Annotated in this window: 17 protein-coding genes, 2 tRNA genes and 3 pseudogenes; 11 read left to right on the forward strand and 11 right to left on the reverse strand. The window is 69.8% G+C overall.

Features of this window, described 5'->3' with window-relative positions:
• Nucleotides 1-53: 53 nt before the first annotated feature.
• From glxA to ACWBNA_RS34360, 3 genes are all read right to left on the reverse strand, one after another.
• A complete protein-coding gene (gene glxA / locus ACWBNA_RS34350) occupies nt 54-1,991 on the reverse strand; it encodes a radical copper oxidase GlxA (protein ID WP_482708423.1) in 1,938 nt (645 codons plus the stop codon).
• Nucleotides 1,988-3,985, reverse strand: a complete 1,998-nt coding sequence (locus ACWBNA_RS34355) for a glycosyltransferase family 2 protein (RefSeq protein WP_482708424.1) — start codon at nt 3,983-3,985, stop codon at nt 1,988-1,990. Before ACWBNA_RS34355 ends, glxA begins: the two co-directional genes overlap by 4 nt.
• Before the next feature lie 440 nt (nt 3,986-4,425).
• Nucleotides 4,426-4,499: transfer RNA gene (locus tag ACWBNA_RS34360), tRNA-Lys, on the reverse strand.
• Between the two features lie 177 nt (nt 4,500-4,676).
• Here ACWBNA_RS34360 and ACWBNA_RS34365 point away from each other — a divergent pair.
• The 5 genes and pseudogenes from ACWBNA_RS34365 to ACWBNA_RS34385 all read left to right on the forward strand — a co-directional run.
• Nucleotides 4,677-6,002 (forward strand): peptidoglycan-binding protein, encoded by a 1,326-nt coding sequence (locus ACWBNA_RS34365; protein ID WP_482708425.1) that lies wholly within the window; start codon nt 4,677-4,679, stop codon nt 6,000-6,002.
• A gap of 101 nt (nt 6,003-6,103) precedes the next feature.
• Nucleotides 6,104-7,213, forward strand: coding sequence for an SPFH domain-containing protein (locus tag ACWBNA_RS34370; protein ID WP_482708426.1), 1,110 nt, complete (start codon nt 6,104-6,106; stop codon nt 7,211-7,213).
• 101 nt (nt 7,214-7,314) lie between these two features.
• On the forward strand, nt 7,315-7,920 hold the full coding sequence (locus tag ACWBNA_RS34375; RefSeq protein WP_482708427.1) for a lytic polysaccharide monooxygenase auxiliary activity family 9 protein: 606 nt from the start codon (nt 7,315-7,317) through the stop codon (nt 7,918-7,920).
• Nucleotides 7,921-8,035: 115 nt separating this feature from the next.
• Nucleotides 8,036-8,476: a hypothetical protein gene (locus tag ACWBNA_RS34380; protein ID WP_482708428.1), complete on the forward strand. Its 441-nt coding sequence runs from the start codon at nt 8,036-8,038 to the stop codon at nt 8,474-8,476.
• Nucleotides 8,477-8,563: 87 nt separating this feature from the next.
• Nucleotides 8,564-8,962, forward strand: a pseudogene (locus tag ACWBNA_RS34385) (acyl-CoA synthetase); the annotation flags it as partial.
• 72 nt (nt 8,963-9,034) lie between these two features.
• On the opposite strand, the gene ACWBNA_RS34390 reads toward ACWBNA_RS34385, so the two are convergent.
• The 6 genes from ACWBNA_RS34390 to ehuB form a co-directional block, all read right to left on the reverse strand.
• Nucleotides 9,035-9,108 (reverse strand) — tRNA-Lys (locus ACWBNA_RS34390).
• A gap of 87 nt (nt 9,109-9,195) precedes the next feature.
• Nucleotides 9,196-9,954 carry an IclR family transcriptional regulator gene (locus tag ACWBNA_RS34395; RefSeq protein ID WP_482708429.1) on the reverse strand — a complete coding sequence of 253 codons (759 nt, stop codon included), beginning with the start codon at nt 9,952-9,954 and terminating at the stop codon, nt 9,196-9,198.
• Nucleotides 9,955-10,169: 215 nt separating this feature from the next.
• On the reverse strand, nt 10,170-10,946 hold the full coding sequence (gene ehuA / locus ACWBNA_RS34400; RefSeq protein ID WP_482708451.1) for an ectoine/hydroxyectoine ABC transporter ATP-binding protein EhuA: 777 nt from the start codon (nt 10,944-10,946) through the stop codon (nt 10,170-10,172).
• A 10-nt stretch (nt 10,947-10,956) separates the two neighbouring features.
• Nucleotides 10,957-11,607 carry an ectoine/hydroxyectoine ABC transporter permease subunit EhuD gene (gene ehuD / locus ACWBNA_RS34405; protein WP_482708430.1) on the reverse strand — a complete coding sequence of 217 codons (651 nt, stop codon included), beginning with the start codon at nt 11,605-11,607 and terminating at the stop codon, nt 10,957-10,959.
• The gene (gene ehuC, locus ACWBNA_RS34410) at nt 11,604-12,329 is read right to left on the reverse strand and encodes an ectoine/hydroxyectoine ABC transporter permease subunit EhuC (RefSeq protein ID WP_482708431.1); all 726 of its coding nucleotides are present in this window, start codon (nt 12,327-12,329) and stop codon (nt 11,604-11,606) included. The genes ehuD and ehuC overlap by 4 nt, the downstream gene beginning before the upstream one ends.
• The gene (gene ehuB, locus ACWBNA_RS34415; protein ID WP_482708432.1) at nt 12,326-13,231 is read right to left on the reverse strand and encodes an ectoine/hydroxyectoine ABC transporter substrate-binding protein EhuB; all 906 of its coding nucleotides are present in this window, start codon (nt 13,229-13,231) and stop codon (nt 12,326-12,328) included. The genes ehuC and ehuB overlap by 4 nt, the downstream gene beginning before the upstream one ends.
• Before the next feature lie 97 nt (nt 13,232-13,328).
• Between ehuB and ACWBNA_RS34420 the strand changes: the two genes are divergently transcribed.
• Nucleotides 13,329-13,823, forward strand: coding sequence for a DUF3830 family protein (locus tag ACWBNA_RS34420; RefSeq protein ID WP_482708433.1), 495 nt, complete (start codon nt 13,329-13,331; stop codon nt 13,821-13,823).
• On the opposite strand, the gene ACWBNA_RS34425 is transcribed toward ACWBNA_RS34420, so the two are convergent.
• Both ACWBNA_RS34425 and ACWBNA_RS34430 read right to left on the reverse strand, forming a co-directional pair.
• A complete protein-coding gene (locus ACWBNA_RS34425; RefSeq protein ID WP_482708434.1) occupies nt 13,804-15,207 on the reverse strand; it encodes an amidase in 1,404 nt (467 codons plus the stop codon). The two genes, ACWBNA_RS34420 and ACWBNA_RS34425, sit on opposite strands and share 20 nt — an antisense overlap.
• 21 nt (nt 15,208-15,228) lie before the next feature.
• Nucleotides 15,229-16,194: a D-2-hydroxyacid dehydrogenase gene (locus ACWBNA_RS34430; protein WP_482708435.1), complete on the reverse strand. Its 966-nt coding sequence runs from the start codon at nt 16,192-16,194 to the stop codon at nt 15,229-15,231.
• On the opposite strand from ACWBNA_RS34430, the gene ACWBNA_RS34435 reads away from it, so the two are divergent.
• From ACWBNA_RS34435 to ACWBNA_RS34455, 5 genes and pseudogenes are all read left to right on the forward strand, one after another.
• Nucleotides 16,181-16,360, forward strand: a complete 180-nt coding sequence (locus tag ACWBNA_RS34435) for a hypothetical protein (RefSeq protein ID WP_482708436.1) — start codon at nt 16,181-16,183, stop codon at nt 16,358-16,360. The genes ACWBNA_RS34430 and ACWBNA_RS34435 overlap by 14 nt on opposite strands.
• A gap of 115 nt (nt 16,361-16,475) precedes the next feature.
• A complete protein-coding gene (locus tag ACWBNA_RS34440) occupies nt 16,476-17,342 on the forward strand; it encodes a maleate cis-trans isomerase family protein (protein ID WP_482708437.1) in 867 nt (288 codons plus the stop codon).
• Nucleotides 17,339-17,711 (forward strand): annotated as a pseudogene (locus ACWBNA_RS34445) (aspartate racemase/maleate isomerase family protein); the annotation flags it as partial. The gene ACWBNA_RS34440 and the pseudogene ACWBNA_RS34445, both read left to right, overlap by 4 nt.
• Nucleotides 17,709-18,182, forward strand: a pseudogene (locus ACWBNA_RS34450) (maleate cis-trans isomerase family protein); the annotation flags it as partial. The pseudogenes ACWBNA_RS34445 and ACWBNA_RS34450, both read left to right, overlap by 3 nt.
• Nucleotides 18,183-18,467: 285 nt before the next feature.
• A complete protein-coding gene (locus tag ACWBNA_RS34455) occupies nt 18,468-19,562 on the forward strand; it encodes an LLM class flavin-dependent oxidoreductase (protein WP_482708438.1) in 1,095 nt (364 codons plus the stop codon).
• Nucleotides 19,563-19,571 lie beyond the last annotated feature (9 nt).

Raw genomic sequence — 19,571 nt, forward strand, 5'->3', positions numbered from 1 at the left:
CTGGGGGCGCCCTCCGTGACGGAGGGCGCCCCCAAGTGCGTACTGCCTACCGCCTAGGGAACCTTGACCCACTGCGCCTTGCTCGGCGTCCCCTGGTCGTCGTTCACGAAGACCATGTACCAGCCCGACTGAACCAGGTTCTTGTTCTCCGGGACGGTCACGGTGACCTTGTTGCCCGACGTCTTGAAGTCCAGCGCGATCGACCGCTGGTCGACATCCGTCACGTGCGTCGCGGCACTGGGCCGGATCAGCCGCACCGACTTGATCGAGGACGCGTGCTGCGAGTTGAACGTCCCCGACTCGCCCCGCTCGATGGTCTGCGGACCGCCCGAGAGCGACGGCCGCGAACCCTGGTACAGGTACGGCGGCGTGTAGATCTCGATCCGCTGCTCGAACTCGCCGGGCTTGGTGTTCGCCTTGTCCGCGTACAACGAGTCCGAGCCGAAGAACATCACCCGCCCGTCCGGCAGCAACAGCGACCCGGAGTGGTAGTTCCGGCCCACCAGCGGGTCGGCGACCTCGTCGAACGTCTTCGTGTCCGGGTGGTACATGCGCGCCTGCAGGATGTTGGAGTCACCGCGTCCGCGGTAGTCCTGCGAACCGCCCGACACGAGAACCGTGTCGTCGGGCAGCACCGAGGCCTGCGGATAACGCGTACCCTTCTCCATCGACGGCCCGTCGACGAACTCGGGGTTGTCCGCCTTCAGATCGATGAGCCGTGTCTTGTTGCTGGACAGCTTGGACTCGCCGACCCCGCCGCCACCGATCACCATGTACTTCTCGTCCTGCGCCGGCGGCAGCAGCACGGTCCCCGCGGTCTCCAGCATGTTCGGGTCGCCGAGCCCGGGCAGCTTGGTGAACTTGTTGGTGTCCACGTCCCAGACGCCCGGCTCGCGGCCCACGTCGTCCGGCCCGTAGCCCGCGTTCGCGCCCGAGTAGAAGATCTTGCCGTTCTGCATGAGGAACAGCGCCGGGTACGTCGGGAACTGCATGGTCTTCGGCAGGTAGGTCCACGTCCGGGTCTTCGGGTCGAAGACCTCGTTCTTGCCCGGGACCAACTGCCCGATGTCGTCGAGGCCGGAGACGCTGAGGACCTTCCCGTCGCTCAGGGTGGTGAGCGTCGGGTACCAGCGGGCCTCCTTCATCGGGTCGACCTTGATGTACTTCTCGGCGATCGGGTCGAACTCGAAGGCGTCCCGGATGCCCTGGAAGTCCTTCTTGTCGAGAGCCAGCTTCTGCGCGATGCCGTACGTGTTCTTGGCATCGGCGCCGGACAGCCCCTGCACCTTGTAGTTGTCCTGCGTGCCCGTCTCGTACTTGGCGCCGCTCTTCTGCGCCTCGACGTAGATACGGCCGAGCCCCGGGGTGGTGCCGAGGAACTCGCCGGTCGCCTTGTCGAACTTCTTCGTCGCCCGCTCGACGACGACCGGGTCCTTCGACACGAAGGTCTTGCCGTTCTCCTTGCCCACGAACGTGGTGCCCGCGGGCAGGGTGATCGGCTTGTCCGGGTTCTCGTTGTGGACGATCATCAGGCCGCCGGCCTTGGTGACGTCACCCTTCAGCTTCTCGTACCGCTTGGTGCCGCCGGCGATCAGCAGGTTGCCGTTGGCGAGCTGGGTGTGGCCGGTGCAGAACAGGTCCTTGGGCGTGGGGATCTTCTTGATGGTGCCCTTGACCGGGTCCCAGATCCGGGTGTCGAACTTCTTGTCGTCGAAGTTGTCCTGGTTGTTGCCCGACCCCGCGACGAGCAGCACCTTGCCGGTGCGCAGCAGCGCCGCGTGGATGGTGTTCTGCTGGTACTCCTCGGGGAACTCGATGACGTCCCATTTGCCGTTCTCGGCTTTGTACTCGGGCTTGTTGATCTGGTACTGGTGGTATTTCTCGGTCCCGAAGCGATACAGCCACGGCCCGTTCATCCCGGCCAGCGCGAGCACCACCGCCGTGCCTATCGCGAGTCGACGGGCGCGGCGGCGGCCTGCACGGTCGTTCATTCCTTACGTCCCCCAAGTCCACCAAGGGCGATCTGCATGGTCTGGTCGCCCGTCCCGTTCGAGGCGGCCCAGCTCGGCTTGTGCTGCGGGGCGTGCTGGGCCTGCGTGCGCTGCACGGGCAGCGGCTGCGGCTCGTACGCCTCCACGGGAGCAGCGGGCTGAGGTGCGGAAGCCGGGTCCTGCGGCCCCTGCGTGGGCACGTCGGGCTTCTTCTTCGCCTGACGCAGCATGTGGCGCCAGGCGAAGATCGGCGTCGCGGTGATCAACGTGGCGAACATCGCCCAGATGATCATCGCCGGGTGCGAGTGCCCGAAGACGAAGCCGGCGGTGATCGACGCGCCGAAGATCAGGATGAAGTACCAGTGGTACCGGAAGGTGCCGAACCACCTGTCCGGGCTCGCCGAGTCGCCCTTGGGCGTCACCACGAACTTGCTCTTGCGCCGCAGGACGGTGTCGACCAGCGCCTTCGCGTAGAGCGGCGCCGACAGGGCGGACATGACCATGCCCGCCACACCGCCGGATCCCTCCGGCTCGTGCGGGGAGACGTTGTGCCGGCGGTTCCAGATGTACAGGCCGATCTGGAGTGCGGAGGCGTTGCCGTAGAGCATCAGCCACACGGTCGGGTCGATGTCCACACCCGAGGCGCCCAGACCCAGGAACAGCGCGCAGCTCAGCGCCGCGAGGATCCAGTTGAGGGCGGACATCGGGTAGAAGATGATCATCATCGTGTAGTTGAAGAGCTTGCTCGGCGGCAGCGAGTACCAGCCCTTCCAGTACTGCTTGAGGATCGTCTCGTAGGTGCCGCGGGACCAGCGCATCTGCTGGGTGAAGAAGTCCGTCCAGGCGCTGGGGCCCTCACCGACGGCGAGCACGTCCGGGGTGTAGACCGAGCGCCACTTCTTGCCCGTCGCCGGGTTCTTGTGGCGGTGGATCTCGAAGCCGGTGGCCATGTCCTCGGTGATCGAGTCGTACAGACCGCCGATCTGCTTGAGGGCCTTGATGCGCACGGCGTTCGAGGTGCCCACGAACATCGGCGAGCCGTAGCGGTTGCCGGCCCGCTGGATCAGCGCGTGGAAGAGGAACTGCTGGGACTCGGCGGCCTTGGTGATGAAGTTGTCGTAGTTGCCGTAGACCTGCGGGCCGATGACGAAGCCGATGTTCGGGTCGCGGAAGAAGCCGAGCATCCGCTCCAGGTAGTTCGGCAGCGGCACGTGGTCGGTGTCCACGGAGGCGAAGAAGTCGTAGTTGTCCCCGTGCGCGTCCAGCCAGGCGTTGTAGTTGCCGTGCTTGGTCTTGGCGCGGTGCGGGCCCTTGGCCTGGTTCCACTTGGCGACGCCCTTGCGGGAGAAGTGGTGCACGCCGAGGCGTTCACACACCTCCTTGACCGCCGGGTCGTCGCCCTCGTCGAGGAGCCAGACATGCATGAGGCCGCGGTGCCGGATCCGCACCGCGGCTTCCAGGGTCTTCGTCACCATCTCCAGCGGTTCCTTGCCGGGCACGAAGGAGGTGAGGAAGGCCACTCTGGTGCCGGTCTCGGGCACCACCGGGATCGGGTCGCGGGCGACCAGGGTGGCGTGCGCGTTCGACAGCACGTTCATGCACCGGAAGAACTCGATCAGACCGATCGAGACGAGCATGACGATGTCGAGCGCGGGCAGCCACGAGAAGGCCGGGTAGTCGCGCTCGGTCCAGTGCTCGGGCTGGAGCAGCCAGGCCAGCAGGACCAGCGAGAGCAGCGGCGCGGCGGCGAGCATCAGCGCGACCCTGATGCGGTGCGGCTCCTGCGAGATCAACGAGCGGTACTGCACCCTGTACGGCTTGCCCGGATCGGGCTGCGTGAGGGGACCGGCCAGTCTGCTGTAGTGCTCGTAGTCGTATTTGGGCAGTGTTTTCTTGATCCGGCGGAACGCACCGGTCCGATGAGAAGGCACCCTGAGCTGGGTGGTCTGGGACGGATCGTGGTCCTGCCGGGCGCCCGTCGGCGTCGACGTCATGAGTCATTCCCCCCACACGCGGGAACACCGCGTGTTTCGTCGTTTCCTTACGTCTGCTCAGGTCCCCCTCGACCTTCACAGTCGTATCAGCGGTGGGTCGCAGTCACCACATGCTCCACACTTACAAGACACGGAACCACGACCTTCCGGTTGCATGATGCCCCCCTCAGCATCCGGTCGTGAACGGGGCCCCTCTCCCCGATCAACCGGGCAACCGGCTCCTTCCCCCCAACTGCCGCGTATCCGCAGCATCTTGAAAACCAGGGTTCTACGGTGTTCATCATGATCGCAAGATGCGAAACGCGGTGTTTACCGGTCATACGCGTTCATTGTGGCGCCTGTGGGGGCCTTGTGGAGTCATTGTGGACGGCAAAGTAGCCGAGGGACCCGGCCGGAGAGCCGACAGGCCCCCCGCCTGAGCGGGGGGCCTGTCGTGTCTGTGCGCCGCCAGGGACTCGAACCCCGGACCCGCTGATTAAGAGTCAGCTGCTCTAACCAACTGAGCTAGCGGCGCGCGCTGACCTGCACAACTCTACCGGATGCCGGAGAGTGCCACGGACCACCGGAGCCGCCCGGGAGAGGGTCGCCGTACATCATTCGGACCGTCAGCATGCGCGTCGTGGGGACAGTTGAGAAACTGGCGAACGTGCACAGGCGCGGACATTTCCATCTGGAGTGTGAAGGGAATCGCATGACGACTCCGGTCTTCGAGGAATTCGATCCCGCGCGCGACTGCGACTGCCCCGGATGCGTTCACTGGCGGCGGGTCCTGCCGCATTCCCCGTCGTCCCCGGCCGGCCGCCATCCCGCCGCCCACCGGGCGGTGATCCTCGCCGCGGCGGCCTCCACGGCGCTCGTCTCCAGCCATGCGGCACCGGCCGTCGCCGCCCCCCAGGCAGCCCGGCCAGGCATTCCCGCAGGTGACGAGCCCGAGACCCCGCAGGGCGGCAAGGCCCCGCTGCACGGCCCGGCGGGGCGGCCCGCGAACCCCGCGGCCCCGGTGAAGACCCCCGCGACCACCCGCGCGGACATCATCACCCGGGCCAAGCAGTGGGTCGCCGCGAAGGTGCCCTACAGCATGAGCGGCTACTGGCACGACGGGTACCGCCAGGACTGCTCGGGCTTCGTGTCGATGGCCTGGAATCTTCCCGGGAACGAGTGGACGGGCAGTCTCGGCCAGTACGGGGTGCGGATCGCCAAGGACGATCTGCAACCCGGCGACATCCTTCTCTTCCACAACACGGCGGATCCCGAGAAGGGATCGCACGTCGTGATCTTCGGCGGCTGGACGGACTACACGCGCACCTACTACATCGCCTACGAGGCGACCCGCCCGTACGCCCGCCGCCAGTCCACCCCGTACGCCTACTGGAGCCACTCCGACCGGTACGTCGCCTACCGCTACAAGGGGCTCGCGGGCGGTACGGCGGGGGCGACACCGGACACCGAGCCCGGCGGCGGGAAGCCGGGCGCGCCGGCCGGGACGCCGTTTCCCGGATCGGCGTACTTCGGGCCGGGCGCGAACAACAAGTACGTCACCGAGCTCGGCCGGATGCTCGTCGAGCGCGGCGCCGCGCGCCACTACACCTACGGTCCGGGCCCCCGCTGGACGGACGCCGACCGGAGGGCGACCCGGGCCTTCCAGGAGGCGCAGGGCTGGCGGGGCGAGGACGCGGACGGGCTGCCGGGTCCGCGGACCTGGGCGCTGCTGGTGACGGGGCAGGGCAGGGACGTCACGGCAGGGGCGGCCGGACCTGCCGCGCCCTCCTCCCATGGCGTGCCCGGCTATCCGGGGCGGGCGATGTTCCGGCCGGGGGCGAACAACCGGTACGTCACCGAACTCGGGAAGCGGTTGGTGAAGAAGGGGTTCGGCACGTACTACACGACCGGTCCGGGACCGCGCTGGGGCGAGGCGGACCGGCGAGGCGTCGAGGCCTTCCAGCGTGCCCAGGGCTGGCGGGGCGGCGCGGCGGACGGCTACCCGGGTCCGGAGACCTGGCGGCGGCTCTTCTCGTAGGCCGGGGACCGCTCGCCGTCCCCGGACCCACGACGCACTGCTCGCGAACCCGAACCCACGCACTGTTCATGGCGTATCTGGCGCGGAGGCTGGAGGCACGCATGAGTACGACCACTTCCCACACCCCCGAGTCCGAGGGACCATTCCGTCCCGCCCGTCTCATCCAGAACGAGTCGACCACCGAGATCCCCGTCCACCTGTTGTTCCGGGACGAAGACGACCCGGTGTCGGTGCCGCTGAAGCCGGCGGTCCTGGGGCGACGGCAGGGGACGGGGGAGCAGCCTCGCTTCCGGCGTCAGGTGCCGCTGGAGCCGCGGCCCGCGCCGGAGATCGACCCCGCGCTGACGGAACGGCCCGCGCGGGTGCTGCCGGGTGTGGCGGGCGTGTTCGCCGGTGCCTGCGGGGCGGCCGGCTGTCTGGCCGCGTCGTGGTGGGCGGGCACGCTGCCGCCGCTCGCGGTGGAGGCGCTGGAGTTGCCGTCGTACGCCGGGGCGGGTCTCGGTCCCGCGCAGTGGGCGGCCTACGCGGGTGCGGGCGCCCTCACGCTGTTCGGTTTCGGCGGGCTGGCCCGTGGGCGGACCGGGCGGGCCTGGGTGCTCGGACTGTTCGGCCGCTACCGGGGCACGGTCCGGCGCACCGGCCTGATGTGGGTCAACCCGCTGCTGCTGCGCCGCCGGGTGGACGTACGGCTGCGGCACTGGCGCAGCGAGCCGATGCCGGCGGCCGACGCGAGCGGAGTCGCGCTGCGGGCGGTGGTCCTGGTGGTGTGGCGGGTGCGGGACACCGCGCGGGCCACGCTGGGCGTCGAGGACCACGAGACGTATCTGCGCGAGTGCGTGGAGGCGGGGCTCGCCCGGGTGCCGGTGGAGATGCCCGGTTCCGGGCGGGGGCCCGCCGACACGGCGGGGGACGCGCTGACCCGGCTGGTCGCGGCGGACGCGGCGCCGGTCGGGGTCGAGGTGTTCTCGGTGCAGCCGGTTCGGGTGGAGTACGCGCCCGAGGTGGCGTCCGCGATGCACCGCCGCCGGATCGCCGCGCTGGATGCCCAGCACCGGGCGAGCGTGCTCACCTCGGTCGTCGACTCGGTGGAGGACACGGTGACGCGGCTGACCATGCGGGGGCTGGTGGAGCTGGACGACTACGAACGCAAGGCGCTGGTGAAGGACTTGACGGTGGCGTTCTGCGCGGGGCGCGGAGAGTCGGGACAGTGATTGGTATGGACATGTCCAAGGGTCGGCAATAATCTGGGACTTGGTCTAGACCTACCTGCACAGCTCACTGAACCTCCCCCACGTTCTCCAGGAGCGGCAGCATGCGCAAAAAGACCAAGTGGTACGCCGCCGCGCTCGGCCTCACGACGACCGGAGCCCTCGTGCTCTCGTCCGGCGGCGCGAGCGGCCACGGCTACACCGACCTCCCCATCAGCCGTCAGAAGCTCTGCCAGAACGGCACCGTGACCAACTGCGGCAACATCCAGTGGGAACCGCAGAGCGTCGAGGGCCCCAAGGGCTTCCCCGCCTCCGGCCCGGCCGACGGCCGGATCTGCTCCGGCGGCAACACGCCCTTCGCCCAGCTCGACAGCCCGAAGACCCCGTCGGGCGGCGTCTGGCCCGCGACGAGGGTGTCGGGCGGCCAGAGCTACACGTTCCGCTGGCAGTTCACGGCCATGCACGCCACGACCGACTTCAAGTACTACGTCACCAGGTCGGGCTGGAACCAGAACCACAACCTGGCCCGCTCCGACCTCAACCTGACCCCGTTCCTGACCGTCCCCTACGGCGGCCAACGACCTCCGTCCACGCTCTCCCACAGCGGCACCCTGCCGTCCGGGCTGAGCGGCCGTCACGTCGTCGTCGCGGTGTGGACGATCGCGGACACGGCCAACGCGTTCTACGCCTGCTCGGACGTCACGTTCTGAGCGCCGCCCGCGGGGGTGCCGGAACTCTGAGCGTTACTTGAGACACCCCGGCACCCCCCGCGGGTACGTTCCCCACACGCCGCCGAACAGGACGGCGAGGACATCGGGGGACACCATGGAAGCGCTCTTCCTCGTCATGCCGTTGCTCATGCTCGGGATCGTGGGCTTCGCCGCGTTCGCGGTGATCCGTCGCGCCCAGGACGTCAGCAGCGCCTGGAACAGCGGCCTGACGGCCCAGGCTCGCTGTCTGCGGGCGTACACGACGACCAGCGGCGGCGGCAGCACGTCCGTGCACACGACCCTGCACCACGTCTACGAGTTCGTCACGTACGAGGGCCGCGTCGTCCGGTTCGACGAGGCGAGCGGCCCGAGAACGACCGTCGCGGGCGACATCGTCCTCGTGCACTACGCGGCGAACCGCCCGGAGCGGGCCACGGCCAAGGCGCCGGCCCGAGGGCGGCTGGCGGCAAGCACCGGCTGCCTGCTGGCGCTCCTCGGCGTGATCGCCCTGTTCTGCCTCGGCTTCATGGCCGTGGCGCTGGTGGTGTTCGTCTGACGGACGACTTCCGCGACCTGGGTCTCCGCATCTGTCGGTACGTCGGCTACCGTCAGGCGGCGGCCGACTGATCGGCACCACGCGGCCATGGAGTCCAGTCGACGGAGCACGGTCGCGGAACTCGTCGCGGCACGGTGGGACGACCACCGGCCCGGGCTGTGGTGTGAGATGGAGGTCCCCCCGCGCGAGCGAAGCCGAGAGTGGGGAGGACACTGACCCGCCACGAGGTGGCGGCCGGTGCCGCGGCCAGGGCGGCGCTGCCGGCCGACCTGCTGCCACCCCGCCCGCACCTCGGGGTCCTGCTCGACAACACCCCCGAGCACCCGATGTGGCTGAGCGCGGCCGCCCTCGCCCGAGCCGCCGTCGCCGGCGGCAACCCCCACCCGCCGCGGTCCCGAACTCGCCCGCGACATCCTGCACACCGAGTGCCGCACCCTGGTCACCGAGCGTGCAGTGCCGATCCGGTGTGGTGGCGGCCTCCCGGGGAGCGGGCGTACCGCGGGCTGACCCCGGCGGACGCCGAAGGGCCCCTCGTTTCCACGAGAGGCCCTTCATCTGTGCGCCGCCAGGGACTCGAACCCCGGACCCGCTGATTAAGAGTCAGCTGCTCTAACCAACTGAGCTAGCGGCGCATGACCCTCGCCGACCGCTCTTCGCGACCGACGACACAGAAAATACTACCCGGTCCCCGAGGGTGCTTCCGACCACCTTCCGACGGCCTAGATCGCCAGGGACAGCAGCACGGGAGCCGCCCCCCGGTTCAGCTTGTCCGCGGCCTGGCGGAGCCGGTGGGCGTGCTCGACCGGCAGGGACAGGGCGAGGCAGCCGACCGAGGAACCGGCCGTGATCGGGACGGCCGCGCAGACCGTGCCGACGGCGTACTCCTGCAGGTCGAGGTGGGGCACCGTGGGCGGCTGGGTCTCCAGACGGGAGAGCAGCAGCCTGTCGCTGGTGATGGTGCGGGAGGTGAGGCGGGCCATCTTGTGGCGGGAGAGATGGTCCCGGCGGCCGTTGTGGTCGAGCTGGCCGAGCAGGCTCTTGCCGAGCGCGGTGGCGTGGGCGGAGAAGCGGAAGTCGACCCACTCGTTGACCGACGGCGTCGTGGGGCCGTCGGCGTACTGGGCGATGGTCACCTCGCCGTCCACGTACCGGCTGATGTAGACGGCGGCGCCGATCGAGTCGCGCAGCCGGTCCAGGGTGCGCTGGAGCCGCTCGCGCAGCGCCTGGTCGCGGCCCTCGGCGGAGCCGAGGCGGGTGAGGGCCGCGCCGGTGACGTACGCCCCGTCGGTGACCTGCTCGACGTAGCCCTCGCGGCGCAGCATCCTCAGGAGCGTGGTCAGTCGCTCCGGGTTGAGGCCGGTCAGGCGGGCGAGACGGGTGTCGGTGACTCCGGTGGTGTGTCGCGCCACGGTCTCCAGGACGCGCAGGGCGTCCTGGGCCGAGTGGTACGGCGCGGTCGGCTCGTGCATCAGCGCCACGGTGTTCCCCCTGCGCTCGCTCTGACTACTGGGCCGTAATCCGGACAGCGAATCCCCTCCACGATAACGGGCAAGAGGCTTGTGATGAGCGGCTGTTGACGAGATTGCGTCGGTCGCGCAGCCCTCTCAGCAGGGGCACTGGCACTCTGGCATATGCCAGAGACAAGCTCCGGCCCGTGGACCTCGGGTGTTGAGCGCCGCTCACCTTCCGGTCGTCACAGAACCGCGCTGAGAAATTCCCGCGTCCGGTCCTGCTCCGGCTCGCTGAAGATCTTCTCCGGCGGTCCCGACTCGATGACCCGGCCGGAGTCGAACATCAGGACCTGGTCGGATATGTCCCGGGCGAAGTTCATCTCGTGCGTCACACAGAGCATCGTGATGTCGGTGGTGCGGGCGATGTCCCGCAGCACGTCCAGGACGCCCGCGACCAGCTCCGGGTCCAGCGCGGAGGTCACCTCGTCCAGGAGCAGGACCTGCGGCCGCATCGCCAGCGCCCGGGCGATCGCCACCCGCTGCTGCTGGCCGCCCGACAACTGGGTCGGGCGGAAGTCCCGCTTGTCGGCCAGGCCCACCAGGTCGAGCAGGTCACGGGCGCGCTCCTCCGCCTCGTCCTTGGACATGCCGAGGACGGTGACGGGGGCCTCGGTGATGTTCCGCAGGACCGTCATGTTCGGGAACAGGTTGAACTGCTGGAACACCATCCCGATGTTCTTGCGGACCTCGCGGACCTGCTTCTCCGGAGCGGGGAACAGCCGCTGCCCGTCGACGGTGATCGTGCCCTCGTCGGGCTTGTTCAGCGTCATCAGCAGCCGCAGGATCGTCGTCTTGCCGGAGCCGGAGGGCCCGATCAGGGTGACGTGCTTGCCGGAGTCTACGGAGAAGTCGAGCCGGTCGAGGACGGTGTTCGTCCCGAAGCGCTTGGTGACCTGCTCGAAGCGGATCAGTTCACTGCCGTCCACCGGCCGGTTGGCGTTGGCGTCGGGCTCTTTCATCAGGGGGGCGTCAGTGGACAAGACGTCGCTCCAGTGCTCGCAGAAGAAGGGAGGCCAGATAGGAAACGAGGATGAAGGCCACGCCGATCACGGTCAGCGGCTCGGTGAACTGGAAGTGCTCCTGGGAGTACAGCCGCGCCTGCCCGAGCATCTCCAGGACGGTGATCACCATCAGCATCGGCGTGTCCTTGAGCATCGCGATGACGTAGTTGCCGAGCGCCGGAACGACCCGGCGGATCGCCTGCGGCAGGATCACCACCCGCCAGGTCCGGGTGACCGGCAGGTTCAGCGCCGTCGCCGCTTCCCACTGGCCGGCCGGCACGGCCTCGATGCCGGCGCGGTAGACCTGCATCGTGTACGTCGAGTAGTGCAGCCCGATGCCGATCACACCGGTGGTCAGCGCCGACAGGGTCACGCCCCACTCCGGCAGCACGTAGAAGAGGAAGAACAGTTGCACCAGCAGCGGGGTGTTGCGTACGAACTCGGTGACCACGCCCACCGGCCAGCGCACCCAGCGCGACGGCGTGCGCATCAGCAGCGCCCACACCAGGCCGAGGGCGAACGAGATCAACGATCCCAGGACCAGCGCCTGCAGGGTGACCAGCAGACCGTCCCAGAAGTGCGGCATGAAGCCGCTCACGGCGTCCCAGTCCCACTTCATGAGGCACCTCCGGCTGCGCCGACCCCGGTCGTCTCGGCGCGCTTCAGCTCATGCGCGGACACCTCGCGCTGCGGCGCCTTGCCGACGCCCGCCTTCAGCTTGTTCTCCAGCCCTCGCATCACGCGGGTGAGCAGGAAGGCGATCACGAAGTAGATCACCAGCAGGTACGAGTAGATCTCCGCGCTCTCCTGCAGGGCCAGCCGCACCAGATTGCCGCTGAACGCCAGGTCCCCCATGCCCATCACCGACACCAGCGCGGTGCCCTTGAGCAGTTCGATCAGCAGGTTGGAGAACGGCGGGATCATCTCCGGCACCGCCTGCGGCAGCATGATCAGCCGCATCCGCTGCCACGGCGTGAAGCTGAGGGCGATCCCGCCCTCCTGCTGCGCCGGGTCGACGGCCTTCAGCGCGCCGCGCACGATCTCCGAGCCGTACGCCCCGTAGGTCAGGCCCAGCGCGAGCGTGCCCGCCCACATCGGGACCAGCTGCCAGCCGAAGGCGATCGGCAGCACGAAGAACACCCAGAAGATCATGACCAGCGCGGAGGTCCCGCGGAACACCTCGGTGTAGAGGCCCGCGAGGAAGCGGACGATCCACAGGCGGTGGGTGCGCGCGACGCCGGCGACGAAGGCCACGGCCGCGCCGAGCAACGCGCTGAAGACGAGGAGCTGGACGGTCGTCCATATCCCCTTGAGTACGAGTTCCCAGAGTCCTGAGGTCATCCGCCGCACAACTCCTTCGCGGTGAGGTCGGTCATCTCGGCCTCGGTGAACCCGAAGGGCTTGAGGATCCGGAACAACTCCCCACTTTTCTTCAGCTTCCGCAACTCGACGTTGAAGGCGTCCCGCAGGTTCGTCTCGGTGGGCCGGAAGGCGAAGGCGCCCCCGTCCACGTGCGGTTTGCCCTCGACGAGCGGCGCGAAGGCCTTGGTGGCCTCGGTCTTGGCCGACTTCTTCACCACTTCGCGCGTGGTGAGCGCGGTCCCGGCGAAGACGTCGACCCGCCCCGCCTCCACGGCGTTCAACCCGGCCACCTGGTCCGGAACGATCAGGATGTCGCTCTCCTTGTACCCCGCCTCGACGGCGTACTGGATCTCGGCGTACCCGGTGCCGGTGGCGAACTTGGCCTTCTTCTCGACGACGTCCTTGTAGTCGTGCAGCCCCTTCGGATTGCCCTTGCGCACGATGAACGAGTCGAGCATCTGGTAGTCGGGGTCGGAGAAGATGACCTGCTCGCAGCGCTCGGGGTTGACGTACATCCCGGCGGCGACGACATCGAACTGCTGCGAGTTCAGCCCCGGGATGAGCGAGCCGAACTCGGTCGGCACGGGCTGCACCTTGTCGACCCCGAGCCGTTTGAAGATCACCCTCGCGAGCTCGGGCGCCTCGCCGGTCATCTCGCCGTTCGTGTCGATGTACCCGAAGGGAATCTCACCGGCTATTCCCAGCCGTACGACACCGGCCGCCTTCAGCCGGTCGAGGAGTTCACCGCCCTCGGTGCTCGAGGCGGTGGCCACGCGCGAGCACCCGGCGGCACCCAGCGCGCCGAGCGCCGCTACCCCCGCGAGCAGCGACCGGCGTGTGGTCCCGGACGTGTGTGTGCCATGTTCCAGTGGTGGAGCCATGGCGGCGCGGCTACCCGATGCCATGCGAGGTATGCCGATCGATTTCAGCCCCGATCTTCGACGAGGCCCTCTTGACCGGCGAGGGACCATGGAACGCATGGCTGATCGCTACATCGAAGTCTCCCTGGTCAAGCGGGGTATCACCTGCACCGCCAAGCTCCTCGACGACCGCGCGCCGATCACCTGCGCGGCCGTCTGGGACGCCCTACCCCTGGTTGGCGACGTCTACCACGCCAAATACGCACGCAACGAGATCTACGCCCTGTTCCCCCCCTTCGCGACATCCGAGCCACCCTTGGAAAACCCGACAGTCACCCCCATCCCCGGCGATCTGTGCTATTTCTCCTTCGCCGGAGCGGAACTGGGCACCAAGTCCTACGGCTACGACCGCGAGGTGCGCCCGGGTACGACGGTCGTCGACCTGGCCCTCTTCTACGAACGCAACAACCTGCTGCTCAACGGTGACGTGGGCTGGGTGCCGGGCATCGTCTGGGGCCAGATCGTCGAAGGCCTGCCGGAACTGGCAGACGCCTGCAACGACCTGTGGCGGACGGGCGCGGCGGGCGAGACCCTCAGCTTCCGGAGGGCGTGACACCCGCCTCGTACAGCGAGTGCGCCGCCCGCAGCACCAGGTCGTCGCGGTGCCGGGCCGCCACCAGTTGGAGGCCGATCGGCAGACCGTCCGCGTCCGTGCCCACCGGTACGGACGCCGCCGGCTGCTGGGTCATGTTGAAGGGGTACGTGAACGGCGTCCAGCCCGTCCAGCGGCGGTGGCCCGACCCCTTCGGGACCTCGGTGCCCGCCTCGAAGGCCGTGATCGGCAGCGTGGGAGTGACCAGAAGGTCGTACGACTCGTGGAAGTGGCCCATACGGCGGCCGAGTTCCATGCGGACGTCGACCGCGGCCAGGTAGTCCAGGGCGGTGCGGCGGGCGCCCTGGGCGCAGATCTCCTGGAGGCCGGGGTCGAGCAAAGCGCGCTGGTGGGGGCCGAGATGCTGGGTCACGCGGGCCGCACCGCTGAACCACAGGGTGTGGAAGGCGTCCACCGGGTCGGTGAAGTCGGGGTCGGCTTCCGTGACGTACGCGCCCAGTTCCGCGAGGCGTTCCACCGCCTGCCGGACCGCTGCCGCGACCGCCGGCTGGACGGCGACCTGGCCGCCGAGGGAGGGGGAGTAGGCGACGCGCAGACCCCGGACCCCACCCGACAGCCCTGCCGCGAAGGAGGTGGGCGGCGGGGCGAGGGCAGACCAGTCGCGGGAGTCCGGGGTGCCGATGACGTCGAGGAGCAGAGCCGCGTCGGCCGCGTCACGGGTCATCGGGCCCACGTGGGCGAGGGTGCCGAAGGCACTCGCGGGGTAGAGGGGGACGCGTCCGTAGGTGGGCTTCAGGGCGAAGATCCCGCAGAAGGCCGCCGGGATACGGACGCTGCCGCCGCCGTCCGTGCCCAGGGCCAGCGGCCCGGCGCCCAGTGCCACGGCCGCCGCCGCGCCGCCACTGGAGCCGCCCGCGGTACGGGTGGGGTCGTGCGGGTTGCGGGTGACGCCGTTCAGCGGCGAGTCCGTCACGCCCTTCCAGCCGAACTCCGGGGTCGTGGTCTTGCCGAGGAAGACCGCGCCGTGCTCGCGCAGGCGGGCGACGGACGGCGCGTCCTCGTCCCAAGGACCCTGCTCCGAGATGGTTTTTGAGCCCTTCAGGGTCGGCGCCCCGCGCAGCAGCAGAATGTCCTTCACCGTGACCGGGACACCGTCCAGCAGTCCGGCCGGCTCACCGCGCCGCCACCGCTCGGCCGACGCCCGCGCCTGCGCGAGGGCCTCGTCCGCGGTGAGCTGTACGAACGCGTTCACCTCCGGCTGGATCCGCTCGGCCCGTGCCAGGGTCGCGCCGGTCACCTCGACGGGGCTGAACTCGCCCTTGCGGTAACCGTCGAGGAGTTGTACAGCGCTCAGCCCGGTGAGATCGAGGTCCTGCTCCGTCATGCGCTCTCCAGCCGTGGGGGTTCAGCGTCCGGGGACGTAGCCGCGTTTCTTGTCGACCACGTTCGTCAGTGGTCTGCCCGCCTCCCAGCGCTCGTACAACTCGATGAACTGGCTGCCGAGTTCGTCCCGCCAGCCGATCGTGTCGCCGCTCATGTGCGGGGACACGATCAGGTTCGGGACCTGCCACAACGGGCTGTCAGGGGTGAGGGGTTCGTGCTCGAAGACGTCCAGGGCCGCGCCCGCGATCCACCGCTTGGACAGCGCCTCGGCGAGCGCGTCCTCGACGACCAACTGTCCCCGGCCGATGTTGACGAACCGCGCGGAGGGCTGCATCACGCCGAAGCGGCGGGCGTCGAACATGCCCCGCGTCTGCTCCGTGAGCGGCGCCGCGGCGATCACCCAGTCCGCGCGGGCCATCAGCCGGTCCAGGTCCTCGGGGCCGTGGATGCCGGTACGCGGAGTGCGTCCGACCAGCGCCGCGGTGATACCGAGCGCCTTGAGGGTGGCGACGATCGCCCGCCCGATGGGCCCGGAGCCGACGACACACGCGCGCGTGCCGGCCACCCGCTGCGACTCGCGGTGCCGCCAGGTCCGCTGCTGCTGGAGCTCCCACGTCCGGGGCAGGTCCTTGGCCATCGCCAGGACCAGCGCGGCGACGTACTCGGCGATCGGCTGGTCGAAGACGCCCCGGGCGTTGGTCACCACGGTGTCCGACTCCGCCAGTTCGGGACACATCAAATGGTCCACGCCCGCGCTCGCCGTGTGCACCCACCGCGGCCGCGGCCCCTCGCCCGGCCAGGCCGAACGCACCGCGTGCGAGGCGAAGTCCCAGACCAGCAGCACGTCGGCGGACGGCAGCCGCTCGGCCAGCGTCGACGCGTCCGCGTGCTCGATCCGGGCCCGGCCGGTCAGACTGCCGAGGCGGGGGAGCGGGTCGGCGTCGAGGACGAGGAGGGTGGGCGGGGGACCGGACGTGGAGGCGGTCATTCTGGAGCCGTTTCTGGAGCCGTTTCAGGGGCTGTTTCCGGGGCTTTTTCAGGGCCTGTGCCCGAGCCGGTTTCCTGACCGGTTTCCTGACCGGTTTCCGGAGCCGGTTCTCGGCGGGCGACGGCCGTCCGACATGGGCGGACACGAGCAGGTGACCAAGGCGTGACCTGGGCGTCACGAGGGCGGATTGACCACGCTCGCACCCGAACCTACCTTCGTCAACACGGGCATGTGCACGGTCCGTTCCCATCCCGCTTCCCACAGTGAGGCCGGTGTCTGCCATGGACGTTACCTTTCTCGGTGGTCCCCGCCCGCAGCGCGGCGTCGGTGTCGTCGCCCCCTTCGACTTCGCCCTCGACCGCGAACTGTGGCGCTGGGTGCCCGACGAGGTGTCCCTCCATCTGACCCGCACGCCGTACGTCCCCGTCGAGGTCAGCCTTGACCTGGCCCGGCTGGTCAGCGAGCACGAGACCCTGCACAACGCGGTCCGCACCCTCACCGCCATCGCCCCCGAGGTCGTCGCCTACGCCTGCACCTCCGGCAGCTTCGTCGGCGGGATCGCCGGGGAGCGCGCGATGTGCGGCGCGATGACCCACGCGGGCGCGCTGCCCTCCGTGACCACGTCCGGGGCGCTGCTGGAGGCGCTGGCCGAGCTGGACGTACGGCGGGTGGCGCTGGTGACGCCCTACACGGTGTCCGTCACCCGGGCCCTGGAGGAGTACGTGGCGGAGGCGGGCGTCGCCGTCACCGGATGCGCGTACATGGGGCTGACCAGGCACATCTGGAAGGTGCCGTACCGGGACGTGGCGGAGATGGCACGCCGGGCCGTGGACGGCGGCGCCGAGGCGCTGTTCATCAGCTGCACCAACCTGCCGACGTACGACGTGATCCCCCAACTGGAGGCGGAACTGCGCATCCCGGTGATCTCGGCCAACCAGGTCACGATGTGGGCGGCCCTGCGCCGACTGGGTACCCGAGCCGTGGGGCCGTACCAGGCGCTGATCGATTCGGCGGCGCGACGGACCGGCCCCGTACTGCCCGACGTGGCGGCACTGCCGGAAGCCGTGTCGACACTGCCGGAAGCGCAGGCACTGCCGGACCTACCGGGACTGCCGGACGAAGAACAGCAGCAGGAAGGGTGGACATGACAGCACTGGGGTTCCTCTATCCGGGCCACTCCGCCGAGGATGACTACCCACGCATCGAGCAACTGCTCGGGAGCGACATCCGGCTGGACCTCGTGCACACCGACATCGGCGAGGACGCCCACCGGGTCGACGCCCTCCTCGAGATGGGCTCGGCGGGGCGGCTCGCGGCCGGCGTCGAGGAACTGCGCATGTCGGGCGCCGAGTCGGTGGTCTGGGCGTGCACCAGCGGCAGCTTCGTGTACGGCTGGGAGGGCGCCCACGACCAGGTCCGCGCCCTTGCCCTCACGGCGGGCCTGCCGGCCTCCTCGACGTCCTTCGCCTTCGTCCACGCGGCGAAGGAGATCGGGGCGAAGCGGGTCGCGGTGGGCGCGANACCAGGTCCGCGCCCTTGCCCTCACGGCGGGCCTGCCGGCCTCCTCGACGTCCTTCGCCTTCGTCCACGCGGCGAAGGAGATCGGGGCGAAGCGGGTCGCGGTGGGCGCGACGTACCCGGACGACGTGGCCACGCTGTTCGCGGAGTTCCTGCGGGCTGCGGGCATCGAGGTGGTCGGGGTCCGCGGGTCCGGGATCATCACGGCGGCGGAGGTCGGGACGTGGGGGGAGGCGGAGGTCTTCGCGCTGGCCCGCGCGGTGGACGACGGGTCGGCGGACGCGGTGCTGCTCCCCGACACGGCGCTGCACACGGCGGCCCACATCCCGGCCCTGGAGAAGGAACTCGGCAAGCCGGTGCTGACGGCCAACCAGGTCACGGTGTGGGAGGCGCTGCGGCTGACGGACCGCCGGGTGAACGCGCCGGCGCTGGGCGCGCTGTTCACGCGTGAGCCGATCATCCAGGCCTGACCCTGCCCACCAGGTACCAGGGGGCTCCGCCCCCTGGACCCCGGCCTTTGCCCACCCACCCACCCACCCACCCACCCGACTCGCTGGGTCGAGGGGGTGTGCCACCGGGGCGACGGTCACTTTTTGTCCGACCGAGTCGGGTGGTGGGTGGGCAAAGGACCGGGGTCTGGGGGCGGAGCCCCCAGCAGACGCCCGCACCGGCGCCGGGTGCCAGGGAATAAGCGGGGACTGCCTCCTGTTATCCGCCGGAGGACAGCGCACGGCCCACCACAGGAGGCACCCACCGTGACCGCAACGGCAGACGAGACCCGGGGAACCCCGCACGGCACCGCCCCCACCCCCCTGTCCGTACTGGACCTGGTCACCGTCGGAGCCGGCCGCACCGCCACCGACGCCCTGCGCACGAGCGTCGCCATCGCCCGCCTCGCGGAGTCCCGCGGCTACCACCGCTACTGGGTCGCCGAGCACCACTCCATGCCCGGCGTGGCGTCGAGCTCTCCCGCCGTGATCCTCGCCCACCTCGCCGCCCACACCACCCGCATCCGCCTCGGCTCGGGCGGCGTGATGCTCCCGAACCACGCCCCGCTGGTGATCGCGGAGCAGTTCGGCACGCTGGAGGCCATGGCTCCCGGCCGCGTGGACCTCGGCCTCGGCCGCGCCCCCGGCACGGACGGCGCCACCGCCGCCGCCCTGCGCCGCACCGACCGGCTCAACGAAGGCGCCGACGACTTCCCCGAGCAGCTCGCCGAGCTCGTCCGCTTCCTGGACGACGACTTCCCGGAGGGCCACCCCTACCGCCGTATCCACGCGGTACCCGGCCCGATCCAGGCGACCTCCCCCGGCGGCGTCCAGTCCCCGCACCGCCCGCCGATCTGGCTGCTGGGCTCCTCCGGTTTCAGCGCCCGCCTGGCAGGCTCCCTCGGCCTGCCCTTCGCGTTCGCGCACCACTTCTCGGCGCAGAACACCATCCCGGCCCTCGACCTGTACCGGGAGTCGTTCCGCCCGTCCGCGGCCCTCGCCGAGCCGTACGCCCTCATCGGCGTCTCCGCTCTCGCCACCGAGGACGAGAAGGAGGCCCGCCGCCAGGTGAAGGCCGCCGCGCTCAGCATGATCCGGCTGCGCACCGGCCGCCCCGGGCTGGTCCCCTCCCCGGAGGAGGCCGAGGCCTACGAGTTCAGCCCGATGGAGCGCGACTTCGCCGACTCCTGGAACGCCAACGTCATCCACGGCACCCCCGACGAGGTCCGTTCCGGCCTCGACGACCTCCACAAGCGCACCGGCGCCGACGAGCTGATGCTCACGGGCAACGCCCACAGCGGGGACGTACGGCTGCGTTCGTACGAGCTCATCGCGGACGCCTACGGACTGCCCACCGGTTGAGCCCCGCGG

Source organism: Streptomyces sp. Q2, assembly GCF_056820935.1.

Coding starts and splice junctions, on each gene's coding strand:
- ACWBNA_RS34355 (WP_482708424.1), bottom strand. CDS start 3,985: ATGACGTCGACGCCGACGGGCGCCCGGCAGGACCACGATCCGTCCCAG.
- ACWBNA_RS34425 (WP_482708434.1), bottom strand. CDS start 15,207: ATGACGGAGCAGGACCTCGATCTCACCGGGCTGAGCGCTGTACAACTC.
- ACWBNA_RS34420 (WP_482708433.1), top strand. CDS start 13,329: ATGGCTGATCGCTACATCGAAGTCTCCCTGGTCAAGCGGGGTATCACC.
- ACWBNA_RS34375 (WP_482708427.1), top strand. CDS start 7,315: ATGCGCAAAAAGACCAAGTGGTACGCCGCCGCGCTCGGCCTCACGACG.
- ACWBNA_RS34430 (WP_482708435.1), bottom strand. CDS start 16,194: ATGACCGCCTCCACGTCCGGTCCCCCGCCCACCCTCCTCGTCCTCGAC.
- ehuA (WP_482708451.1), bottom strand. CDS start 10,946: ATGAAAGAGCCCGACGCCAACGCCAACCGGCCGGTGGACGGCAGTGAA.
- ACWBNA_RS34380 (WP_482708428.1), top strand. CDS start 8,036: ATGGAAGCGCTCTTCCTCGTCATGCCGTTGCTCATGCTCGGGATCGTG.
- ACWBNA_RS34440 (WP_482708437.1), top strand. CDS start 16,476: ATGGACGTTACCTTTCTCGGTGGTCCCCGCCCGCAGCGCGGCGTCGGT.
- ACWBNA_RS34370 (WP_482708426.1), top strand. CDS start 6,104: ATGAGTACGACCACTTCCCACACCCCCGAGTCCGAGGGACCATTCCGT.
- ehuB (WP_482708432.1), bottom strand. CDS start 13,231: ATGGCTCCACCACTGGAACATGGCACACACACGTCCGGGACCACACGC.
- ACWBNA_RS34365 (WP_482708425.1), top strand. CDS start 4,677: ATGACGACTCCGGTCTTCGAGGAATTCGATCCCGCGCGCGACTGCGAC.
- glxA (WP_482708423.1), bottom strand. CDS start 1,991: ATGAACGACCGTGCAGGCCGCCGCCGCGCCCGTCGACTCGCGATAGGC.
- ehuC (WP_482708431.1), bottom strand. CDS start 12,329: ATGACCTCAGGACTCTGGGAACTCGTACTCAAGGGGATATGGACGACC.
- ehuD (WP_482708430.1), bottom strand. CDS start 11,607: ATGAAGTGGGACTGGGACGCCGTGAGCGGCTTCATGCCGCACTTCTGG.